The organism is Candidatus Methylobacter favarea, assembly GCF_902806695.1.
GTDB classification, from domain to species: Bacteria; Pseudomonadota; Gammaproteobacteria; order Methylococcales; family Methylomonadaceae; genus Methylobacter_B; species Methylobacter_B favarea.
This window is the reverse complement of record NZ_CADCXN010000001.1, coordinates 149,221-167,049: the sequence shown is the minus strand read 5'-3', so window position 1 is coordinate 167,049 and position 17,829 is coordinate 149,221. Positions and strand designations below refer to the sequence as shown.

17 protein-coding genes are annotated in these 17,829 nt (G+C 50.8%); 12 read left to right on the top strand and 5 right to left on the bottom strand.

Going from position 1 to position 17,829, the window contains the following annotated elements; all coding sequences use genetic code 11:
- Positions 1 to 6: 6 nt before the first annotated feature.
- Positions 7 to 264, bottom strand: a complete 258-nt coding sequence (locus HUX64_RS00730; RefSeq protein WP_174624331.1) for an acyl carrier protein — start codon at positions 262 to 264, stop codon at positions 7 to 9.
- Between the two features lie 47 nt (positions 265 to 311).
- The gene (locus HUX64_RS00725; protein WP_174624330.1) at positions 312 to 995 is read right to left on the bottom strand and encodes an N-acetyltransferase; all 684 of its coding nucleotides are present in this window, start codon (positions 993 to 995) and stop codon (positions 312 to 314) included.
- Positions 996 to 1,379: 384 nt separating this feature from the next.
- On the opposite strand from HUX64_RS00725, the gene HUX64_RS00720 reads away from it, so the two are divergent.
- Positions 1,380 to 1,604 (top strand): hypothetical protein, encoded by a 225-nt coding sequence (locus HUX64_RS00720; RefSeq protein WP_174624329.1) that lies wholly within the window; start codon positions 1,380 to 1,382, stop codon positions 1,602 to 1,604.
- A 1,122-nt stretch (positions 1,605 to 2,726) separates the two neighbouring features.
- Here HUX64_RS00720 and HUX64_RS00715 read toward each other — a convergent pair.
- Positions 2,727 to 3,200, bottom strand: a complete 474-nt coding sequence (locus HUX64_RS00715) for a Crp/Fnr family transcriptional regulator (protein WP_174624328.1) — start codon at positions 3,198 to 3,200, stop codon at positions 2,727 to 2,729.
- A gap of 736 nt (positions 3,201 to 3,936) precedes the next feature.
- Here HUX64_RS00715 and HUX64_RS00710 point away from each other — a divergent pair.
- Positions 3,937 to 4,179: a DUF2171 domain-containing protein gene (locus HUX64_RS00710; RefSeq protein ID WP_174624327.1), complete on the top strand. Its 243-nt coding sequence runs from the start codon at positions 3,937 to 3,939 to the stop codon at positions 4,177 to 4,179.
- A 240-nt stretch (positions 4,180 to 4,419) separates the two neighbouring features.
- On the top strand, positions 4,420 to 5,052 hold the full coding sequence (locus HUX64_RS00705) for a DUF502 domain-containing protein (RefSeq protein ID WP_246246849.1): 633 nt from the start codon (positions 4,420 to 4,422) through the stop codon (positions 5,050 to 5,052).
- A gap of 317 nt (positions 5,053 to 5,369) precedes the next feature.
- On the opposite strand, the gene HUX64_RS00700 is transcribed toward HUX64_RS00705, so the two are convergent.
- Positions 5,370 to 6,260 (bottom strand): dihydrodipicolinate synthase family protein, encoded by an 891-nt coding sequence (locus HUX64_RS00700; RefSeq protein ID WP_174624326.1) that lies wholly within the window; start codon positions 6,258 to 6,260, stop codon positions 5,370 to 5,372.
- A gap of 75 nt (positions 6,261 to 6,335) precedes the next feature.
- On the bottom strand, positions 6,336 to 7,118 hold the full coding sequence (locus tag HUX64_RS00695) for an aldolase (RefSeq protein ID WP_174624325.1): 783 nt from the start codon (positions 7,116 to 7,118) through the stop codon (positions 6,336 to 6,338).
- Positions 7,119 to 7,313: 195 nt separating this feature from the next.
- On the opposite strand from HUX64_RS00695, the gene HUX64_RS00690 reads away from it, so the two are divergent.
- The 9 genes from HUX64_RS00690 (at position 7,314) to HUX64_RS00650 (ending at position 17,821) form a co-directional block, all read left to right on the top strand.
- Positions 7,314 to 7,964: an ABC transporter ATP-binding protein gene (locus HUX64_RS00690; protein ID WP_174624324.1), complete on the top strand. Its 651-nt coding sequence runs from the start codon at positions 7,314 to 7,316 to the stop codon at positions 7,962 to 7,964.
- Positions 7,961 to 8,752: an ABC transporter permease gene (locus HUX64_RS00685; RefSeq protein WP_174624323.1), complete on the top strand. Its 792-nt coding sequence runs from the start codon at positions 7,961 to 7,963 to the stop codon at positions 8,750 to 8,752. Before HUX64_RS00690 ends, HUX64_RS00685 begins: the two co-directional genes overlap by 4 nt.
- 222 nt (positions 8,753 to 8,974) lie before the next feature.
- Complete coding sequence (locus HUX64_RS00680) at positions 8,975 to 9,325, top strand: PepSY domain-containing protein (protein ID WP_174624322.1); 351 nt, start codon at positions 8,975 to 8,977, stop codon at positions 9,323 to 9,325.
- Between the two features lie 244 nt (positions 9,326 to 9,569).
- On the top strand, positions 9,570 to 10,145 hold the full coding sequence (locus HUX64_RS00675; RefSeq protein ID WP_174624321.1) for a cytochrome b/b6 domain-containing protein: 576 nt from the start codon (positions 9,570 to 9,572) through the stop codon (positions 10,143 to 10,145).
- A 46-nt stretch (positions 10,146 to 10,191) separates the two neighbouring features.
- Positions 10,192 to 10,869 carry a winged helix-turn-helix domain-containing protein gene (locus HUX64_RS00670; RefSeq protein ID WP_174624320.1) on the top strand — a complete coding sequence of 226 codons (678 nt, stop codon included), beginning with the start codon at positions 10,192 to 10,194 and terminating at the stop codon, positions 10,867 to 10,869.
- Complete coding sequence (locus HUX64_RS00665; RefSeq protein ID WP_174624319.1) at positions 10,856 to 12,229, top strand: sensor histidine kinase; 1,374 nt, start codon at positions 10,856 to 10,858, stop codon at positions 12,227 to 12,229. Before HUX64_RS00670 ends, HUX64_RS00665 begins: the two co-directional genes overlap by 14 nt.
- Positions 12,226 to 13,614, top strand: coding sequence for a TolC family protein (locus HUX64_RS00660; RefSeq protein WP_174624318.1), 1,389 nt, complete (start codon positions 12,226 to 12,228; stop codon positions 13,612 to 13,614). The genes HUX64_RS00665 and HUX64_RS00660 overlap by 4 nt, the downstream gene beginning before the upstream one ends.
- Complete coding sequence (locus tag HUX64_RS00655) at positions 13,611 to 14,726, top strand: efflux RND transporter periplasmic adaptor subunit (protein WP_174624317.1); 1,116 nt, start codon at positions 13,611 to 13,613, stop codon at positions 14,724 to 14,726. Before HUX64_RS00660 ends, HUX64_RS00655 begins: the two co-directional genes overlap by 4 nt.
- Positions 14,723 to 17,821 carry an efflux RND transporter permease subunit gene (locus HUX64_RS00650; protein WP_174624316.1) on the top strand — a complete coding sequence of 1,033 codons (3,099 nt, stop codon included), beginning with the start codon at positions 14,723 to 14,725 and terminating at the stop codon, positions 17,819 to 17,821. The genes HUX64_RS00655 and HUX64_RS00650 overlap by 4 nt, the downstream gene beginning before the upstream one ends.
- Positions 17,822 to 17,829 lie beyond the last annotated feature (8 nt).

Genomic DNA, 17,829 nt, shown 5'->3' with positions numbered 1-17,829 from the left:
TCCTTACTATGATTCGCTTGATTTCTTTTCAACAAAAGTAATTAAGGTGCCTATGGTTTCAAATATGCCGGCATCAATCTCATCATCTTCTACCAAAAAGCCATAGTGATCTTCTAAAGCAGTCAAAATTGAAACCACCGCCATAGAATCAAATTCCGGGATCGCACCTAATAGGTGAGTATCCAGTGTCATGGTCGAAACTATGCCACTATTTAACTGTAATACCTCTGTTAAAATAGAAATAACTTGATGTTGAACAGACATAAAAATCCTATAATTGTTGGTTTATTAATTAACATTCTGAAAAAATATTAATTTTTGGGTGGCATTAAAATAAAGACAGGATACGATGATTTATTAAATGAAATATGCAGAAAAGGAAATATACTGGCTATTGTAAGTTGAAAAGACCCCGTACATATAAAGCATGCCCAACCCACTAATTGAGCGCCCATTCGTAAGTGTGAGGATATAGATCTGGCATTAAACGCAGAAATTCGGCTTAAGGACCAGTGAATACCCTGTTCTATCAAATGCTTAGAGGCATCATCCCATAGTTTTAAAAACACTGGAGACATTCTGAATTTCGGAACAACATATACATCGAAATCCCATGCTGAATCAATGTTAGCTAATTTATATAAACAATTCACTTCATCTTCTTTATATTTGTCTGTTATGTACCAAAAGCAACCGGCAAATTCGTGTTCCTTATAGGCCCCTAGACATACGGCCCCTTGCTGATAACGATCAATGATTACTGCATTCGGCCGTGGGCATGGGTGGGGTTTGACTTTTGAGGGAATATCAGAAATTCCGATATTACGACCTCTTCTATCCGGTAATAAGCTTTTTTCATATAATCTTTGAGCCACAAAATAATATTTGAAAACTCGAAAAGGTATTTTAAAACGAAGAAAAAAATAATTGGTCAAGTGAAGTATGGTATTTAGAAAGCCTAATTCCCTTATTAACCCTTTGATTTTTTGCAGCATAATGATTCAACAATAATAATTTTGATATTATATCATCTCGAAATAAAGATGAATGCCAAGCTGTAGAAGCCCTTTTTTGTCTATTTACGGGATTAACACAGCTATTGCAAACACTACTTTTTGCTTAATGCCCGTCGCTAGTCATCTTGAAACGCAAGGATATAGCCTAGGTTCTGTTGACATTTTATTGCAGCCAAATCAGAGCTGAAACGAAACGGATGAAGCCCATGTAGTTTCTGAAGAGCTTTTCAAATCGTGAGAACATTCGCCGGTAATATCTGATTTACCGAAAGTACAGTTAATCAGATGACATTCTTTATAGAGAAACCAATGACTATGACGGCTGCAGCCACTTGCTAAGAAGTGCATTGAAGGCTGCATACCTTGTTTCCGGATGGCTTCGACAAAGGCATCGCTGTTATAACCATTATCGCCAAGAAGAGCGCCTGCCCTGAATCGAGTCAACTGCAACAAGGCTCCCGCGGCACCGTCGTAGTCATGTGCACCCGTACTGTCGATCAGGATATGTTGCCAATCAGGACGTTGGGCTACAGCTTTTATGCAAGCTCGGTCAGACGCTCTACCTGCACCCGCTTGCAAAGCGTTTGAGCAGTGCGCTCCATTTCACGAAGCCGGGTCTCCTCTTCGTGTGGAAGGCGTAGCGACAAACGCGGTTTTAACAATCCACCCAGTTCAATTTCCGCACTATTCAATCCACTACCGTGTCTGGGGTGCAGCGAAATTCCAGTCTTCCGACAAACAGTGCGCTAGCTCGCCTGGATAAGCTCATACAAGAAAGCTATTTTATAGGTGTTGAGATTGTCCAGTACGACATAAATAACCGAGACATCAAGTAGATGCCCGCAACATTTTTCGTTCTGTGCTCGAATTCGATTCGGGTGCCTCTGTCGATGATGTCCAGTTCGCGGAAATCCGGTTTGGGTTCGCAAATCATCATCAAATCGAATATTCCTTTGCCTTCATAGGCCCTATCATAACGGGGTGGAACAAGCGGTTCAACAGGAAGCGGTTCAGGCAAGATGGGTTTCGCGCAAAAACACTTTTTACACTGATTAGCCGGATATGCTAAATAAACAGGATATCACCAACACCTATACTACCTCCTTAGGGGCTAGTTCCATACAAGCCCGTTCCTTATAAACTTTGCTAAGCCTTGGCTTTGATAGCTGCTTACGCTGTGCACATCCGAATTCATCAATTCATATTTTCTATTATATAGAAAAGTTACAGTAATTGACTTTCTACAAGGTGATAAGCTACAAAAGCCTGCCTGTAGGTCACGCATACATCGCTATCTGGACGGCACACGGGATTTTTCTATGACCCTGGCGATTTGGCTGAATAAGCTGCCAAAGACACAGGCCGATCACTGAACGCCTGGCCCTCGAGGTGTCCGGATTTCATAGGTAATATCGGTGTGGCTCGCTTCAATACTTGAACGCCGGTCAATTCATTAATAGAGCCGTTCTAATACCCGCCCCTTCAGGAGTCAGCGCTGGCGGTTAAGTTTCGTTAATGTCATGACACTTCATTTCGAACTGCTCATCCTTTTGAAGGGTGACCCGCCTTTCATACGAAGCGTTGCACGTCCCGCTTCTTTTTAAAACGCTTCTTTCTGAAATTGAAGCAGTTTCGCCGCATGCCAAGGCAGCAACTGACAGACGATGCTCAGCCTTGTGTCTAGGGCTTCTGGCTGTGTATGAATACTTCCTAAGCAAACCCGGCCGGGTTCCATTCATCCATCATCTTACGACGTGCTTCATCAAGACGCATTGACATCAATGCTGCAAATTTCTTTAACAGCATGTAGCCGAATTTCGGCTCCTGTTCGCATCGCGCCAGTATGGCGCTCCCGTCAAACATGAGCAGTTCCGAATCTTCTTCGGCCCTGGCTTGAAAATTCCATTTGTAGGGTGATATCAGCCAGGACCAGCCCAATACCTGGTTCTTGCCCAGAGTCTGGATTTCCAGGGGCGGGCCTAGTATCGCCGGTATTTGTACGGAAATGCGCCCTTTGCGAACCACATAGAACTTGTCCGCGCTTTCGCCCTGTTGAAACAGTATCTGCCCCTTTTTGATCTCGTGCATGCTTGAGGACTCGCACAGGAATTTGAAAACGTCATCGCTGAATCCTGAGAAAAACTCGTGGGCTGACAGGTACTCGGTAGTTGATTGATTGCTCATTGTTTATCTCCATAAATCAATGATTAAGAGGATAATAGTAAAAATTTTAACGGGCATTGGTAAGTAAATCAAAAAATGCTCTCGGCGTCATCGTGCGGCCACCGCCGCCGCCTAAGCCTTTGCTAAACTCCAAAAAGGATTGCCTTCATCGATTCTACACCACTTCGAGTGGGTAAGAACAGCGGCATTCCGCGCCCTAAAACCTTCGTTTGCGAGGCCGGCCTGGCTGAATAAACAACGGAAATTATAAAGCTTTAAATGTCACTGATCGTTAATGATCAGAGTGAAGTTCTGTCATTTTCATAACCCTCGGCAATGTCGGGGCTGAAAGCGCCTTTCCACCGGACTGAGGCTCTGTTCTAATCCTGGCGCCTGCAATCTGTTTTAGCCCATTCATCCAGAATTCCGATTTTTAAAAGTCTGACAAGCTTGTCCTGGAGTAGAGTTGAATTAATTTCCCTTGCGGGAAAAGCCGGGATAAAATGTAAGGCAACCGATGCTTATGAGTTATTTTGTATGTTGGAAGTGGCACAGACCTGATCGTGATAACTGCGTAAAAGAGATTAATTTTTAAACAGGATTAACGAGGCCGGCAGTGTCTCTCTCATTATTAACAATAACTCGAGTAAGCCGGTTAGGTTTGCATAATCTACAGGGCATGTTAATTTTGCCTGAATTATTGCCAAAAGAATATAAATCCAACACGTTCAGACACTGAGCGGACAGGAGAAAAGCTATGATTACTACTGACCAGATTAAACCTGGCATGCCCGTCGTTTGCTCCCAGGGCGGACAATTTGCCACTGTCGACCAGGCCGAGGGAGGCAGTTTTATCCGGCTGAAGAAAGATCAGACCGGTCAGTACCACTATATCCCGGTAAGCTGGGTAATCTCGACCGAGAGCGGCAAAATTAAAATTGATCGTCCCGGAGAACAGGCAATGCGGGATTGGGAAATAGCACCGCCGCCTTTTCTGTAGGCGAACTATTTTCGCCCTGGTTCACAGCCAATGCGGATAAAGGCTTATTTTGTGAAAGGTAGGCGCTGCGGCTATGGGCGCCGCATTATTGTCGATGCTCGGGGCAGGGTATCGATAGGATTTTAATTGTTGTGCGCAGGCTGAAGATTTAATAAGGCGCTCACTGGAGATGAAATCTCTACGGCTTAAATCTGTTAATAAGAAACATTACCCTTTTATTTGGAAAAATTATTACCGCTTATGAATAATAATAACTGGAAATTGGAAATGAAACCGGTCAGTAAGACCTTCCTTAAAGGGTTAATTGCTATTATCCCGATTACCCTCACGCTCTATCTGCTCTTCTGGCTGGCCGGCACTGCCGAATTGGCGCTGGGAAATATCTTCAAGTTCTTCTTTCCCGACAGTTGGTATATAAAAGGCCTGGGCTTTGTTTTAGGTCTGGTGGTAGTGTTTTTTTTCGGAGGCTTCCTGGAGTCTCAAACTTTCCGCAAGTGGTTCAATAACTTTGAACAACTGGTAGTCCAGATTCCCGTTGTTAAAACCATATACACAGCAATACGCGATTTTATTTCGCTGTTCTCCGGCCAGCAGAAAGGAAAATTTAAACAGGTGGTTTTACTCAAGGTACCGGATGGCAATGGTCTGCAGATAGGCTTTATTACTGTTTCAGATTCTGAAGAGTTTTCAAATTTTATCGCTAAAGACCAAGTTGCCGTATTTCTGCCATTCAGTTATCAAATGGGTGGAAATACAGTCATTGTGTCCCGGGAAAATGTAGTGGAAATAGATATGACTGTTGAGGATGCTCTGCGATTTATCGCAACGGCAGGGGTTATAGGCACTGCTAATGGTGAGAAAATTACAGGTTGAGCTGATTAATGCTCAGCCTGTAAGCTGTAATCGAAACAGTGGTGATTTCCGAAGTCTCTGACTGGATTTATCACTGCCGTAAATATGATTGTATCGTTCCGGCAGGGAGTGCCAGAATAATTCGCCGGGAGATGATGAGCACCGTAAAGAGCCTGCCGGCTTGCGTTAATTGCGTTAATACAGCCGGTTATATTGAATACCGGTCTTACTGCGCCTCGGGCAGATTTGCCTTTACCTAACGGGCGTCGGGCAGGCAGGAGAGCCAAAGCTGACTCCCTGCCGTATGCCGGCGCTGCTACTGAGGCCCTGCGTAACCATCAGTCATGCAATTGTTTAAGCATTGCAGCCAGCTCATTCTGGCCGGCGCTATCCAGAGGAAGCAAAGGCTTGCGTGGAGCGCCTGCTTCAAATCCCTGCAGTTTCAAGCCTGCCTTGATGGTCGTGGGCAGCCCGCCTTTAAGAATGAATTGCAGCAGCGGAAGCTGTTTGTAGAACACTTCGCGCGCCTGCTTTAAATCGCCGGCTTCGGATGCCTCATACAGCCGCAGCGTCCATTCGGGGATCAGGTTGGGAGCGGCGGTGCACCAGCCGGTCGCGCCAGCGGCGAAAGCTTCCAGCGCCAGGGGATTGCTGCCGTTATAAAAGGGGATCTCTCCATTCGAAAGGTGAAATAGCCGGTGCATGCGTTGAATGTCCCCGGAGCTTTCCTTTACCATGGTGACATTGTCAATTTCCTTAACCATGCGCACGATTAACTCCGGCGTCATATCAATGCCGCTGGTGGCCGGGTTATTGTAAACCATGACCGGAATACTGATGGCTTCGCAGATTGCAGCGTAATGCCGGAAGATTTCCCGCTCGCTGAGCTTCCAGTAGGAAATAGGTAAAACCATGACGGCGTCGGCGCCTACCGTCTCGGCAAATTTTGCCCGGCGCACGGCATTCTGGGTAGTAAGATCAGATATCCCGACTACCACCGGCACCCGCTTGGCGACCTGTGCTACGGAAGCTTCCGCTACTTCGTACCATTCGTCAACATTCAGATAGGCACTCTCGCCGGTGCTGCCCAGAGGCGCGATAGCATGCGAGCCGTCTTCAATGAGACGATCAATCAGGCGCCCCAGGGTTTTAATATCAACTCCGCCGTCTTCGGCGTTAAAAGGAGTAATGGGGTAGGAGATAATGCCTTTAAAAAGATGATTTGACATACTGTAAGTCCTTCTGTTGGATGAAATAACGACCTGGATAAAAATGAGTTCCTGTTTTACTGCTTATCGGGATAATCAAGCCAGACAATCGGGATGGCTTCGCAAGGCGCGGCGGGCATAATAGGCAAATGACGTCTGGCTGCGCTTCGCCGTGGATATCCAGTCATGGGCCTCGCAGCCCAAGGCCTGCGGTATGGGCCTGATTTCGCCGACGGCCATTGCAATCAGCTGCATCTTCGCGGCGCGCTCGAACAGCACGGCCAGCACGCAGGCCTCTTCAATGGTGCTGCCCGCTACCAATTGGCCATGATGGGACAGTAAAACCGCCCGCTTGCCGCCCAGCGCTGTCGAGATGATTTCACCTTCCTCATTGCCGACCGGTATGCCCGGCCAGTCCTTTAAAAAGGCGCAATCGTCGAACAGGGGGCACATGTCCATATGCGATACTACCAGTGGCGTCTCCAGCATCGACAGGGCGGCAATATACAGCGGATGGGTATGAATAATGCAGTTCACGTCGGGGCGTGCGCGATAGACCCAGCTATGAAAACGATTGGCCGGATTAGCCATGCCCGTGCCTTCGATGACATTTAAGTCTTCATCGACAAGCACCAGGTTGGACGGCGTGATTTCGTCAAAACCCAGTCCGAATTGCTGCGTGTAATAGGCGCCCGGCGTTTCAGCACGCGCAGTGATTTGTCCCGCCAGGCCGGAATCATGTCCGGCATCGAACAGGATGCGGCAGGTGAGAGCCAGCTTTTCGGTCATGCTCCACAGAGTATCAGACAGTTCGTGCTGCATTTGCTGATGCGCCTTGGCGACGAGTTCGGCTTTCGGCGTAAGTAATGTAGTGGCCATATTCTTTAAATGTCTCCTCATGCAAAGTTTGAACTTGACAATTGGGACTAGCGCAATGTTCAGAGGTTCCCTAAAGATTTACAGGAAAATAATAATGGGGGTAAGCTGGCTTTACATTTACGGCGTGTTAGGTATTAATAATCGCCAACTTCATTTTTTTAATGGCGAATTCAAATTAATACCCGTCTTACCCTAATGACCCCTATCATTCGATTCGAACATGTCTCGGTCAATGCCCATGAAAAAACAATTCTATCTGACATCAGCTTTGAGCTCTTCCCCGGTGAAAAAGCTGTTTTATGCGGCAAATCCGGTTCAGGTAAAAGCAGCATTCTGAGGACGCTGTTAGGTCTTCACGCCCTAAGCCGGGGCATGGTTTATTTTCGGGGAAAACCGCTGGATTACCTATCCGTTCAGGCCATTCGAAGCTGCACCGCTTATATTGGCCAGGAGCCCGTGCTGGGCGCTGACAGCGTGCGGGAAGCACTGCTGCTGCCTTTTCAGTTTAAAGCGCATCGGGGCCGGCAGCCTGCGGAAGCTCAATTGATTGAAGCATTGCAGCGGCTGCAGTTGCCGGCCGATATTTTAAAGCAGGCGAGCAATCATATTTCCGTCGGCGAGAAACAACGCATTGCGCTGGCTCGGGGCCTGCTGTTGGGAAAAAACCTGTATCTGCTGGACGAGGTTACCAGTGCGCTGGATGAAGCAAGCAAACAGGCCGTCTTCGAGGTTTTTTCCGATCCCGGCCTGACCGTTCTGTCGGTGGCGCATGATCCCGATTGGATAAGCCGCTGCAACAGGGTTATTAAGCTGGAAGAGGGCCGGTTAATTCAGGATGTGACATGAAAACACTTGACATCGCCCTGCCGCAGATGGCGCTGCTCTATGGTCTCTGCGTGCTGCCCTGGCTGCTGCTGTGGCTGATCGGTCTGCGTTTGAGTCGGGACATCGCCGTCAGCATCCTGCGCATGAGCATTCAGTTAATGCTGGTAGGCATCTATCTGAAAATGTTGTTCCACCTTAATAACCCCTGGTTTAATGGCTTGTGGATATTGATGATGCTGCTGGTCGCCGACTGGAGCATCCTGCAGCGCGCCGGGCTTAAAGCGCGTTATTTTTTTCTGGCCACTTTTACGGCCATTGCTTCAAGCATACTGTTCACCACCGCCTATCTGGTGATCCTGGTTATCCAGCCGGCGCACTTTTATGATGCCCGTTACCTCGTGCCGTTGGCGGGCATGATTCTCGGCAACTGTCTGCAAGGCAACGTCATCGCTTTGGAGCGCTTCTATTCAGCCTTGCGCAAGAGCGAAAACGAGTATGTAACCTTTTTATTATTAGGCGCGTCGCGCTGGGAAGCCGTGCGGCCCTATTTTCGCCTGGCCGTCAAGGCCGCAATCAATCCGACTATCGCCGGCATGGCGACCATGGGTCTGGTATCGCTGCCCGGCATGATGACCGGACAAATCCTGGGCGGCAGCGAACCCTGGCTGGCGGTAAAATACCAGATCGCCATCATGATCTGCATTTTTACCGGCACCACCGCCGCCTGCATTATCAACCTGAAACTCAGTCTGGCTATTGCCTTCAATCCCTTTGATGTATTGAAAGAGGAAATAATTGACAAGCATTGACAGGCTCAATGCTTGATTTACGGACTTTTACTTGTGCCTCATCGATTTTTTGCCGGCCATGCCGGCGGCTTTAATGGCTATGGATGCGGATTTTCAATGATTTGCCGGTCAACGGCCAAACATTACAAAATGGTATAGTTCCGGAAGGCTTCCGGCAATGTATTCGGGCTTATTCTATTTCTGAAATCAGGCAATTCCGCCTGATATGAAAGAGGAAAGACAATGCATAATAAAGCCAACAAAATCCTGACAGCGATGCTGGCGGCGGCAGTCATGACAGGCGCCGCCGTTAACGCGGCGCAAGCAGGCGAGTCAAAGGAAAAGGAAGCCAAAGAGTTAACGCTTTTCAGCCAGGCCAAAATTTCTTTAACCGAGGCGATCAGGGCGGCGGAAAAGAAAACCGGCGGCAAAGCCATGGAAGCTGAAGTGGACGAGGAATCAAATACCGTTCAGTTCGAAGTTGAAACAGTCAAGGACGGCAAGGTTTATGAAGTCAAGGTCGATGGCAAAACCGGGAGCGTCCTTAAAGTTTCATTGGATGATGAAGCTGATGAAGGCTCGGAAAATAAATAATCGAATTGCCGGGGAATTGCTCCCATATGCGCCAACTTAAGGAAAAGCGCGTCATTCCGGCATGGATTGCCGGAATCCAGCTGCCACGGATGGCAATGGCTACAAGCACATCCCTGTGTTCTGGATGTCGGCAATCCATGCCGACATGACGACTTTCCATGCAATTGCAGCGTACTATAGCCACTAAGTTGGCGCGTATCGGAACATTTCCCCGGCTTTATTTTGATATTTTCAGGAATACTCAATGGAATCACCGAAATTAATTAAAATCTGGGATCTGCCGCTTAGAATTTTTCACTGGCTTTTGGTTGCCGGTTTTTCTGCGGCTTATTTGACTGAAGACGAGCTTTTAACGATCCATGTATGGGCCGGCTACCTGGTGCTTAGTTTACTGGTCTTTCGATTGTTTTGGGGTTTTGCAGGCAACAGCTACGCGAGATTTTCGAATTTTTTATGCTCTCCGGCCAGGTCCGTTGCTTACGTTAAGGATGCCGTCGCGTTAAAAGCTAAACGTTATCTCGGCCATAATCCGGCCGGAGCCGCCATGATAGTGCTGTTAATCGTCAGCTTATTCGTCACTGTAATATCAGGCCTGATCGTTTATGCAGCTGACCAGAATCTGGGCCCGCTTGCAGGTCTGGTAAGCCCGAGCAATGAAAAGTTTTGGGAGGAAGCGCACGAAATCGCGGCTAACCTTAGCTTGCTGCTCGTTATCGTGCATGTGCTTGGGGTTGCCTTTGAAAGCGTTATACACAAGGAAAATCTGGTGAAAGCCATGTGGAATGGAAATAAAAAACCGGCTGATAATAATCCCGGATAAATTTCTGCGCCATCCATCATCATAAAAATTACCCAGTGTCCAGGACATGAAACTATTGCTGATCGAGGATGACAATGAGACCGGGGATTATGTCTCGGCAGGCCTGAAACAGGCAGGCCATACTGTCGACCTGGCAAAGGACGGCTACGAAGGCCTGCTCCTGGCCAGGGAAGGGAACTATGACCTGCTTGTTGTCGACCGCATGCTGCCTCACCTCGACGGGCTGACCTTGATCAAAATACTGCGCAGCAGCGGCTGCACGGCGCCGGTCCTGTTTCTGACCACGATGGGCGGCATCGATGACCGCGTTGAAGGCCTCAATGCCGGCGGTGACGATTATCTGGTCAAGCCGTTCGCGTTCAGCGAGCTTGACGCCCGCGTCAACGCGCTGCTGCGCAGGCCTCGGGAAACAGTGGAACAAAAGTTTTTGCAGGTTCAGGATCTTGAAATCGATCTGTTAAAAAGAACGGTCAAACGCGCCGGGCGACTCATTGATCTTCAGCCGACCGAGTTCCGCCTGCTGGAGTATCTGGTCCGCCATGCAGGGCAAGTGGTGACCCGAACCATGCTGCTTGAAAACGTCTGGGATTTTCATTTTGATCCCCAAACCAATATCGTCGAAACTCATATCAGCCGTCTGCGCAGCAAGCTCAATGCCGGCAGCAGGCCGGATCTGATCCTGACCGTGCGCGGCGCAGGCTATATGATCCATGAAACTGCCTGACATCGCCGATACCACCAGTTTTAAACTGTCGGCCTTATATTTGGGCCTGTTTTTGCTTTCTTTTCTGGCCATCGGCCTAACGGTTTATTGGCTGACGACGCATACCCTTGAGCAACAGCTTAAAAGCGGTATCGAGATCGAGGCAACGATGCTGAAAGCTGAATACGATTCCGACGGACTGGACGAATTAAAAGAAGAAATTGCCGGAAATGACTGCATGGCATCGCATATTTGCGGAATTCTGGATCGCAATGGCGTGTTAATCGGCGGAAATTTCGGCGGCTTTAAACCCTCCGCGGGCTGGCAGACCATCATCCGTCCGGCCGCGGACACAAAACCTCGGCGGGAAGAAATGGACGTTATTTATATGAAGGTTATTCCGCTGCCGGATAATGTCTGGCTCGGCGTGGGCCATGACGGCGAGTATATCCGGGATGCGGGTGAAGCGATAATCCAGGCTTTTTTATGGGGCATTGTCCTGGTAATTACTCTCGGGGCAGGAGGCGGGCTTTATCTAAGCCGCACCTTCCTGAAAAAAATCGAAGGCATTACCACATCAACTGAAGTCATCATCGCGGGCGACCTGAAGCATCGGCTGCCCGTGGCAAAAAACCGCGATGAACTGGACAGGCTGGCTTTATTGCTAAACCTTATGCTGGATAAAATCGGCGAGTTGATTGAAAACGTCCAGCAAGTCTCCAATGACATTGCCCATGATCTGCGCACGCCGCTCAGTCATTTGAAATTCAGGCTTGAGAATGCGGTCAACAGGGATTTATCGGCAGCGCAGTACCGGAAACAGATCGCCCTTGCCATTGAAGAAGTCGATACCATTCTGGCGACGTTCTCCGCGCTGCTCCGGATTTCGCAGATTGAATCGGGGTCGCGGCGCAGCGGTTTTAAAACCGTCAACCTCAGTGATATTGTTGTTTCCGTGGCCGAAGCGCTGGCTCCTGTCGCCGAGGAGCAGGGCAAAACCATCCATTCAGCCATCGACCCGGACGTAACATTGTCCGGTGATAAGGAACTGCTGACGCAGCTGGCCTTTAATCTGCTGGACAATGCTATTGCGCATACGCCTGAAAACACGCTGATTGAACTCAGCCTGCGTTCAGTTGGCCATCGCATTGAGTTGATTATTGCCGACAACGGCCCCGGCATTGCCGAAGCGAGCCGCCAGAAAGTGCTGCAACGTTTTTACCGGCTTGAACAAAGCCGCACGACCCCAGGCAATGGCCTGGGCCTTAGCATAGTATCAGCCATAGCCGATCTTCATGGCGGAACCCTGGTCTTATCAGATAACCATCCGGGCCTTAAAGCGGCAGTCATCTTCTGCAACAGATCCTGTAATAGCGCATGAAAACTTACGGCATTAATTCATTTACGGCAGGATGGCTTTGCCTGCTGCTTGGCTGCGCTCACTATCAGTCAAAACCATTGACGGAACAAGCCGTTCAGCAACAACTGCAAACGCCATCCCGTGCACAGATCACTATGCAGGCGGCAAAAATAAAGCACCCCCTGCTCGAACCGGTTAAGTTTGATATGGCAAATGGTTTATCACCGGATGAAGCAGCCATTCTGGCGGTGTTGCGCAATCCGGAACTGCGTGGAATAAGAGATCAACACGGTATTGCCAACGCGCAACTGTTGCAGGCCGGCTTATTGCCGGACCCTAAAGTGTCCTACAGTTTTTCCGCGCCTTCCGCCGGCACTAATCTGGGCACGAACAATGCCTTTGGCGCCAGCCTGAGCTGGCAGGCGACGGCCCTGGTTTGGCGGCAGAACAAAATAAAGGCTGCCGAAAAACAGCAACAAAGCGTCGATTTGCAAATCGCCTGGCAGGAATGGCAAATCGCCCAGGCGGCAAAGCTGGCTGCTTATCAATTGATCGTTTACCGCCAGCAACAGGCGTTACTCAGCGAAATGGCGCAGCGTCTGGAAGACAACCGCGCGCGCTTGCAGGAAGCCGCTGAACTGGGCCTGGTCACGGAGCTTGAACGGGTCGCCGCCGTGTCCGCCAAGAATCTGGTCGATATTCGCTTGCTCGCGCTTAAATTGCAAATAAAACAGCAGCAACAACGCCTGAACCGGGCCATGGGGCTTAAACCCCATGAAGCAGTTAATTTGCAGCAGGATGCTGAACTCGTTACCGCCATGAAAGCTCCGGCTTATGACGCCTTAATACAGGATATAGGAAACCGGCGGCTGGATTTAATGGCCCTGAAACGGGGTTACGAAAGTCAGGAAGAACGCCTGCATATCGCCGTGATGCAGCAATTTCCGCAGATCAGTATCGGCTTTGATTCCGCCCGGGATAACAGCAACCTCTATACCCTGGGCTTCGGCGTCTCGATGACCGTGCCGATATTCGACCGGAATCAGGGTCAGATCGCGCTTGACCGGGCGACGCGGCAACAACTGTTCGATCAATACAGCAGCCGCTTGTTTCAAGCCAGAGCCGATATTGCCGAATTGCTGGTTACTATCGCCTCGCTAAACAAACAGATTCAATCCGTTCGTCATGCTATTCCCGATTTGGCCAATCTGGTCAAAGCCTATCAGACAGGTATCGAAAACGGCCAGGTTGACGTATTTAATTATTACGTCGCCTGGAATAATCTGACGGACAAAAAGATTGGCCTGCTGACCCTGGAATTGCAGTTAGTGCAAGCGGGGATTGCCTTGGAGGTGGCGAGCGGACTTTATCATGCGGCTACTGATTTTAATGAAAAGGAATTATGAAGTTCAATTCTAAAAACACCATCGTCCTTGTTGCGTTGTTGGCCGTGGTAATGGTCAGTTCGCTGCTTTACTGGCGGCTAAAGCCGCACGATGCAAGCGGTCCGGACACGCCGGTTTCCGAACCGGAACCGGTGGCGCAGGTGCAAACGATTAAACTGCATAAAGGCGAATTCAACGAAACCTTTACCGCTTACGGCGTCGTTTTGCCGTTTCCGGATAAGTTGATGACGATCAGCGTTCCCTATATCAGCCAGATCGATAAAATGCAGGTTAATCAGGGCCAAATTGTCCGGCAAGGCGATGTGCTGCTGACATTAAAGCCGGGCGTGAGCGCTGTGTTGCAACTGGAGCAGGCGCGACGAGAACTGGGGGCGGCATTGCGCGACAATGAGCTGCTGCAGGAACGCATCCGTCTGAAACTGGCAACTCGGCAAAATAGCGTCGCGACGCAATTGCGCGTCGAGCAGGCCCGGGTCATGGTCAAAAATCTGCTTGACCAGGGTATAGGTAAAGAACGGCAAATCCGGGCGGAACAAGACGGCATCATTTATCTGGTCAGCGTTCAGCAGGGGCAAATCGTTGCCGCCGGCGCGCCCTTGCTGCAACTCGCCGACCAGAACCAGTGGATGGTGCGCTTAGGCGTCGAGCCGGAGGACTACGCCCATCTGCAGCCCGGCCAACAGGTCCTGATAAGATCGGTCAACACGCCCGCTGCGGAACCGGTCGAAGGCCGTATCGAGATCATCACCCATCAAATCGATCCCAATACCCGCCTGCTCAATGTCTTCGTCAGGCCGGCCCTGAATCAGATTCTATTGATCAATGACTTCGTCGAAGGCCGGATCGTCATTGCTTCGGCCGATACCTTCTCAGTCCCGCGGCAGGCGGTTCTGCCCGATGAGGGCGGCTACAATCTGTTTACGGTTGCAAACGGCCGCGCCGTCAAACACCGCGTCGAGATCGGCCTCGAAAATGACCGGCAGGTTGAAGTGATCGCCGCCGATTTGAAGGCCGGGGATGACGTGGCGGTTTTGGGCAACTACGAACTGGAACCCGGCATGGCCGTATCCGCGGCGCCTGCCAATCATAACGGCAAGGGAGCGGCGCAATGACACAATGGGCTTATCGGCACCGCCGTTCCATTTTATTTGCGCTGAGCCTGATTGCCATCGCCGGCTTCTTTGAAATCTACAATACGCCGGTCAGCCTGTTTCCTCAGGTGACCTTTCCACGCGTGGTGGTCAATCTCAATGCCGGCGACATGCCAGCAGAGCGCATGGCCGTTCAGGTCACCTGGCCGGTGGAAGAGGCGGTGCGCGCCGTGCCGGGGGTTTTGACCGTGCGCTCGGCAACCAGCCGCGGCAGCGCCGATATCGCCATCAATTTCAACTGGGGCAGCGATATGGTCTCGGCCATGCTGCAGGTAGCCTCGGCCATTAATCAGATTCGCTCAACGCTGCCGGCCGCCTTGTCGTTCGGCGTCAGACGCATGGATCCTACGGTTTTCCCTGTGCTGGGTTACAGCCTGTTGTCGCCAGGCCATAGTCTGGTCGAACTCCGGGACATCGCGCTTTATCAAATCAGGCCGATCCTTTCGGCGATTCCCGGCGTGGCCAAAGTGGATGTGCTGGGCGGCGCAATCGCGGAATATCAGGTTCTCGTCGATCCGGCGCGCATCAATGCGCTGGGTTTAAGTCTCAATGACATTGCCGCTGCCCTCTCCGCGGCCAATGTGATCCAGGCGGTGGGGCGATTGGAGCAAAACTATAAACTGTACCTGCTGCTGGCCAATACCCAACTGCAAAACTCGCAGCAGATTTCAAGAACTATTTTACGCAGCGGTCAGAATGGCCTGGTCTATCTTGAAGATGTCGCACAGGTGGTGAAAACAACCGCACCGCAGTGGCAGAGAATCACCGCCGAGGGCCGCGATGCCGTGCTGTTTCAAATCAATCAACAACCCGGCAGCAGCACCGTTGAAATTGCCCGCAACGCGCAAGCGCAACTGGAACTCATCAAACAGAAGCTCCCGGCCGATATAAATATCGCCAAATGGTACGACCAGAGCGATCTGATCGTCGCCTCGGCCCAAAGCGTCGTAGAATCCTTGCTGATCGGATTGGGGCTGGCCATTGTCACCCTGCTGGTATTTCTGCGTAACTTCAAGGTCACGGTGATTGCCGCCATTACCGTGCCTATGGCCTTGTCGGCGACCGTACTGATCATTCATTTACTGGGTATCGGCTTCAATATCATGACGCTGGGCGGCATGGCGGCTGCCGTGGCCTTGATCATCGACGATGCAATTGTCATGATCGAACATATTATCCGCCGCCTGCGGGAAGCATCGGGTACCTATCAGGAGCGTATTCATCTGGCCGCCGAGGAATTCACCAAACCGCTGGCAGGCTCCTCGGCCTCGACGATTATCATCTTTGCGCCATTAGCTTTTTTGTCCGGCGTCAGCGGCAGTTTTTTTAAAGCGCTGTCCATCACTATGGCTTCGGCCCTGTTTATTTCCTTTATCGTGGCTTGGCTGGCCGTGCCGTTGCTGGCCTCTCATAGCCTGACGCAAAAAGATACCGAACAGGAAGAAAACGGCCCCGTGACGCGCTGGTTCCATCAATGCTATCAAAGCCTGTTACAAGTGATGTTGCCCAGACCCTGGCTGATATTGACCGCGCTGCTTCCGCTCTTGGCCGCCGGCTTCCTGGGCTGGCAGCAGACCGGCTCGGGCTTTATGCCGTCGATGGATGAAGGCGGTTTTATTCTCGATTACCGATCCGCGCCGGGCACTTCGGTGTCGGAAACGGATCGCTTGCTGAGACAAGTGGAAACGATTCTGCGCAAGTTGCCCGAAGTGGAGACTTATTCTCGCCGCACCGGCAACAGTTTGGGAGGCTCCCTTAAGGAAGCCAATCAGGGCGATTTTTTCGTGCGCTTAACGCCTTTGCCCCGGCGCAGTCAGGATGAGGTGATGGACAGTGTCCGGAAACAGATTGGCATGCAAGTCCCGGGGCTGAGCATTGAACTTGCCAAACTGATGGAAGATTTGATCGGTGATTTAACCGCAGTTCCGCAGCCGATAGAAGTCAAACTGTATGCCAATGACGGCCAATTACTGGCGCAATTGGCCAATAAAATCGCTCCGGCGCTGGAAAAAATAGCGGGCGTCGTTGACCTTAACAACGGCGTCATCCCGGCAGGCGATGCGGTCAATATCCGGGTTTTACGCGATAAAGCCGCCCTGGAAGGGCTCAGTCCCGCGGCCGTCCAGCAGACCCTCAACAATTACCTGTCGGGAACCGTTACCACCCAACTGCAGGAGGGGCCAAAGATGGTCAATCTGCGGGTCTGGATACCGGAAAAAGAGCGCGGGGCGATGCGGGCGCTGGAGCAGTTGCGGATCCTGGCTCCCAACAATTCTCAAGGCAGTGCTGTCAATAGCACTGCTCAAGGCAGTTCTGCCAACAGCTCCCTGAACAGCCACTGGGTGCCGCTTAAACGGATCGCGGAAATCATTACGGAAAGCGGGCAGGCGCAAATCGCCCGCGACAATCTAAAACGCATGGTGGCCGTTACGGCGCGCATCAGTGGCCGGGACATGGGTTCCGCCGTCGCCGATGTCGTCAAAACCCTGGAACAGCCCGGCCTGTTGCCGAAAGATGTTTACTATGTTCTGGGCGGTTTGTATGAGCAGCAGCGCCTCGCCTTCCATGACCTGATCATCGTGTTTGCCGCGGCGGTGGCGCTGGTTTTTATCCTGTTGCTGTATTTGTACGAGCAGTTTCATGTGGCGCTGGCGATGATGCTGACGACCTTGTCGGCCGTCGCGGCCGTGTTTGTCGGCTTGTGGCTGGCCCATATCGAATTGAACATCACCGCCATGATGGGCATGACTATGGTAATCGGCATTGTCACCGAGGTCAGCATCTTTTATTATTCGGAATATCAGAGCCTGCCTGAGTCGGAAGAGGGCATTGAGCGCATGATAACGGCCGGCAACAACCGCATGCGTCCGATTGCCATGACCACCCTGGCAGCCATTCTCGCGCTGATGCCGCTGGCAATGGGTATCGGCGCCGGTTCGGAAATGCTGCAGCCCCTGGCGATCGCCATCGTGTCCGGACTGATTGTCCAGATACCGCTGGTGCTCGTGGTATTGCCGGGGTTCTTACGGCTTTTTAACCGGGCTCACTCGGGGTAGATAGATAC